This is a genomic window from Methylobacterium variabile (assembly GCF_001043975.1).
In the GTDB taxonomy this organism is placed as follows: domain Bacteria; phylum Pseudomonadota; class Alphaproteobacteria; order Rhizobiales; family Beijerinckiaceae; genus Methylobacterium; species Methylobacterium variabile.
On sequence record NZ_LABY01000380.1, the window covers coordinates 1 to 721 of the forward strand.

Here is a 721-nt window from a genome sequence, read left to right on the forward strand (position 1 = left end):
AGCATCGCCGACCGAGCCCATCGAGGGTCGAACACCGGCTTCCCGGCAGCGGTTGCCGAAGGCGAGAGCCGTGGACTGACTTCCCTGATCGGAATGGTGAATGACGGCGCTCGGTTTACGCTGGCCGATCGCCATCTCCAGGGCGTCGAGCACGAGCTCGGTTCGCAGATGGTTCGCCATCGCCCACCCTACAATCCGGCGGCGCCAGGCATCGAGGACGACGGCGAGATAAAGGAAGCTGGCAGCGGTCGGCACATAGGTGATGTCGCCGACCCAGAGCTGGTTGGGACCTTCGGCTCGGAAGTGGCGCTCAACGAGGTGCGGGGCTGGCCGGGCCTCATCCCGCCGCGTGGTGATGACGGCTCGTCGCCGTCGGCTGGCGCCGACGAGGCCGCCTGCGCGCACCGCGCCGGTCTCCCGCGCGAACCAGGCCGCGGCTTTTGACAGGATGTCCCGCTCCAGCCACAGTTGGCGCACCTCGCGGCGCAGACGGATCAGCTCTTCACGCTCGGCGGCCGTGAGGGTCTCGGTCTTCGCCTCGCGGCGATCCTCGGTTCGATCCGCCTGAGCAACCCAGTTCCGGATGGCCTGAGCCGAAGGCTCGAACTCACGGGCGACATCTGTGGGATCGCGTCCGGAGCGGACCAGTTCGACGATTTGACGACGGAACTCAGCGGGATAGGGCCGACGTGGGTGCGGCATAGAAGGCACCTCGTGGGAA

General features: G+C 67.4%; 1 protein-coding gene. It reads right to left on the reverse strand.

Translation table 11 applies throughout. From position 1 onward, the window contains the following. Nucleotides 1–702 (reverse strand): IS3 family transposase (locus tag VQ02_RS36460; RefSeq protein WP_157080913.1); only part of this gene is annotated, 702 nt, incomplete at its 3' end. Nucleotides 703–721: the final 19 nt, after the last annotated feature.